Origin of the sequence: Mesorhizobium sp. M5C.F.Ca.IN.020.32.2.1 (assembly GCF_004023105.1) — a bacterium.
Lineage (GTDB): Bacteria > Pseudomonadota > Alphaproteobacteria > Rhizobiales > Rhizobiaceae > Mesorhizobium > Mesorhizobium wenxiniae.
Map to the genome: position 1 here is coordinate 1 of NZ_RZSX01000687.1, position 3,503 is coordinate 3,503.

Annotated in this window: 6 protein-coding genes; all 6 read right to left on the minus strand. The window is 58.9% G+C overall.

Features of this window, described 5'->3' with window-relative positions; genetic code table 11:
• Positions 1 to 175: 175 nt before the first annotated feature.
• The 6 genes from EOA86_RS26990 to EOA86_RS27015 all read right to left on the minus strand — a co-directional run bounded on the left by EOA86_RS26990 (position 176) and on the right by EOA86_RS27015 (position 3,370).
• The gene (locus tag EOA86_RS26990; protein WP_128344480.1) at positions 176 to 877 is read right to left on the minus strand and encodes a class I SAM-dependent methyltransferase; all 702 of its coding nucleotides are present in this window, start codon (positions 875 to 877) and stop codon (positions 176 to 178) included.
• A complete protein-coding gene (locus tag EOA86_RS26995) occupies positions 858 to 1,907 on the minus strand; it encodes a glycosyltransferase family 2 protein (protein WP_164892007.1) in 1,050 nt (349 codons plus the stop codon). Before EOA86_RS26995 ends, EOA86_RS26990 begins: the two co-directional genes overlap by 20 nt.
• Before the next feature lie 164 nt (positions 1,908 to 2,071).
• A complete protein-coding gene (locus EOA86_RS27000; protein ID WP_029348124.1) occupies positions 2,072 to 2,254 on the minus strand; it encodes a hypothetical protein in 183 nt (60 codons plus the stop codon).
• On the minus strand, positions 2,254 to 2,442 hold the full coding sequence (locus EOA86_RS27005) for a DUF3606 domain-containing protein (protein WP_065008570.1): 189 nt from the start codon (positions 2,440 to 2,442) through the stop codon (positions 2,254 to 2,256). Before EOA86_RS27005 ends, EOA86_RS27000 begins: the two co-directional genes overlap by 1 nt.
• Before the next feature lie 254 nt (positions 2,443 to 2,696).
• A complete protein-coding gene (locus EOA86_RS27010; protein ID WP_245497385.1) occupies positions 2,697 to 2,972 on the minus strand; it encodes a DUF982 domain-containing protein in 276 nt (91 codons plus the stop codon).
• Positions 2,973 to 3,139: 167 nt separating this feature from the next.
• Positions 3,140 to 3,370, minus strand: coding sequence for a hypothetical protein (locus EOA86_RS27015; protein ID WP_065008572.1), 231 nt, complete (start codon positions 3,368 to 3,370; stop codon positions 3,140 to 3,142).
• Between the last annotated feature and the right edge of the window lie 133 nt (positions 3,371 to 3,503).

A 3,503-nucleotide genomic window follows, 5' to 3' on the forward strand; every position in this document is an offset into this window, starting at 1 on the left:
GGTGCGACGAGCAGGCAGAACATCGCCCTGGCCCGCTGCGCGTCGTTGACCGACGACACGGTCGCGACGGTCGCTACGGTCGCCTGAATCCCGTTCATATCATAGCTCCAAGCCGCCCTGCGGCAGATCGATTGGGGGTTTCAGCTTGTCGCTCATCCGAGGCCATGGCGTCCGCTCAAACGGCCGGCTTGACCGCATGCACGAAATATTGGGCTCCCACAGGCATCCTGGTCAGGAACCGCTCCAAGGGTCGCAATTTTGCGAGCACGCGTGGGAAAAAGATCCGGTAGACGACATCGGATTTGGAGAAGCCGGCCGCAGCCATTCGCTTGCGCAAATCGCGGCTGTTGATCAGAATTGCGTTCTCGTCGAAAGCACAGTTTCGCACCGCATGCGTCGTCAGCGGATTCCAGGGATTGTGCTCGAACAAAAAGAAGCTACCACCACCGGTCAGCACTCTCTCGATCTCCTTGATCAGGCCGACATGGAGGTCTTCAGGGATGTGATGGAACACGCATGCGGCGAAGGCAAGATCGAAACTTGCGTCGTCATAAGGGATCGTTTCGCCGTCGAAGTGCCTGAAATCGGCTTGGCCGGGAAAGCGCTTGCGGGCGATGTCGAGCGACTCCGAGGAGGGATCGAGCAAGGTGATTTCGCTGTCGGGAAATGCGGCGCGCATGGGCCCCAGCGAATTGCCGACGCCCGCGCCGAAGTCGAGTATCCGCCGCGGCTTCACGCCTGAGCGGGCGAGCCTTGCCGCGACATCGTCGATCTTGTACCGCGCGAAGAAATCCGGGGTTTCGCCGCTCAGCCGGATACTTGCGGCATGCTGCTGCTGATATTCCAGCGCGAACTGATCAAACTCGGCCTGAAGCACTCGCGGCTCCCTTCGCCAGTTCATGGGCCATTTCCTGAAGACGATGTACGGGCAGTTTCCCGGCGGCAGGATCATGGGCAGCAATCTCGTTTATGAGGTAAAGCGGCCGCCGCTTGGTCTCCATATACATGCGCCCGAGATATTCCCCGAAAATCCCAAGGACCAGAAGCTGAACGCTGCCGAGGATCAGGACGATTGCCGCCAGGCTGGTCCAGCCGGGCAACACGCTGCCGGCAAACCATGAGAAGAGCGTGTAGCCGAGCGCAGCAAGCCCGAGAAAACCGAAGATCAAGCCGAGATGCGAGGCGAACCGCAGGGGCACGATGGAGAAGCTCGTCATCGCATCCATTGCCAGAAGCACCATCTTCTTCAATGGGTAATGCGTGGTGCCTGCGAAGCGCTGGTGCCGCTCATAGGCAAAAGCCACCTGCTTCAGGCCGATCCAGCTCACCATGCCGCGAATGAAGCGGTAACGCTCGGGCATCGCATTGAGATGATCAAGCGCGCGGCGGCTCATAAGTCGAAAATCCCCGGAATCGAGCGCCATCTCGACGTCCACCATCTTGCGCAGCAGACGGTAGAACAATGCGGCGGTTGCGCGCTTGAACCAGCCTTCGCCCTGGCGCTTCACCCGCTGGCCATAGACGACGTCGAACCCCTCATCCATCTTTGCCATCATGGCGTTGAGCAATTCCGGCGGGTCCTGGAGGTCGGCATCGAGAATGAGAATGCGCTGGCCGCGGCAAAACTCCAGGCCGGCGCTGAGCGCAATTTGGTGGCCGTAATTTCGGGCGAGGTCTATGCCGACGACGTGGCTGTCCTGTTTGGCGAGTTCGAATATGGCCTCCCGGGTGCCGTCGGTGGCTCCGTCGATGACCAGCACGATCTCGTAGGAATGCCCCGCTTGTTCACGGCAAACGGCTGTGACGCGCCGGTAAAGTTCGGCGACCCCACCGATTTCATTATAGCACGGCACGACAACCGACAGCGCGACAGCGCGTCGCGCCGCGATTTTCTCTGTTTGCGCCAAAAGCCCAGCTCCCATGGTTAGAACGGGAATAGGCCGAATTTGTTAGAAAATTGATAAGCCACTCATGATTGCCGGCCCGCGACGCCAGATAAGCGAAGCGTACGGATGGCCGGGCGCGTGCGACGGTGATACGGCGAGGGCAGACGCTCCGCCAAATCGGCGGCTCAGCCTTCGGCCTTGAAGTTCTTCGCTTCCTTCTCGACCTTGGGGCTGTTCTTGCCGTGCTTGCGCATCAGATCCTTCGCTTGGTTGGGCGAAACGTCGGTGGTCTCGGCCAGGCGCAGGGCTTCCTCGTCGTCCGGTTGGCGTTTCTTCCGATCGGCCATAGCGGTCCGTTTTTCAGCCATCACAACGCCTTTATGCTCTTGGCGATTTCGTTCAGCACCTTGCGATCGGTGCCGTGGCGCTTGATCAAGGTGCGTGCCTGCTCGGGAGTGATGCCGGCTTCCTCGGCGAGATGCCTTACCTCATAATCTTCGTCGCCGGCTACTTGCGAGCGATCACGGTTGTCGGTCTTGGTTTTGTCATCGGGCATGACAGTTCTCCTTAGAGCTAGAGCATAACGACGGAGATTTCGTAAGGTTCCTTAATTGCATGTGGCCCAAAAGTGCGCAGCGGTTTTGGGATAACGACATGCATAAACAACAGCACTGCATGTCGCCCAAAGTGTGCAGCGGTTTTGGGATAACGACATGCATGAACAGCACTGCATGTCGCCCAAACTGCGCAGCGGTTTTGAGACAACGACATGCATAAAACAAAAACTGAAAGCGCGTCGCATCGATCTCTTCAGACGTGACGCGCTTTAATGCCGCCTTCGCGCACAAACAGATGGGCTTCCTTAGCGGCGGCCGTGAATGCCCGCCGCGCACTGCCAACCGCCCGCCGCTGCTCCATCGCATCCATCATGGCTTTCAAGGCCGCGCGATATTTCGGCCCGCGCTTTTCGTCTGGCCATTTGTCGACCAGAAGCGAGGCCGCCTGGACCGTCCTCGTCACAGAGAGGGGGCGGCCGATCCGTTCGCTCTCGATCGTCACCGGAACGTCGAATTGTTCATCACGCATCACCGCCACTCCTTTACTCGAAGGACAGCAACGGCGCAGCGGGACTATTCGTTCCGATGACGAATGGCGTGATCCATCCCGATCACAATTCATGGTTACTGAGTGGCTTACGTCGCCGCTCTAGTTCCGACAGTGCGCAAGCTAATTGGGCGCAGAGCGGCATGCAATTAGCGGGACCGATGGTCGAACACGACCCCCATGGTCCTACCAATTGCGGTCATCACGACAAGCTCGACCAGATGGTCGTCGCTGTCCTCAAAAGCCGGGGCTGCCCGGCGGATGGCGTCTATTGCGGCTCTGGTCGATATGGTGTCGCCGGCGCGAAATTTTGAAAGCGCAGATGAAACAAGTTCTTGGGCCGTCAAGTCAACGACAGGCACTCTCGAAACGATGTTCATTGACCTCCTCCGCCATGAACCCTCCCCCAAAAGAATGATACGCCGAATGGCGGTTTCCGCTAGCGAAATAGTGGTCCGACCAGAGGCCAATCGGACCGCCGACAGTTGCCTTTTTGCAGGGCTCAGCGCGACC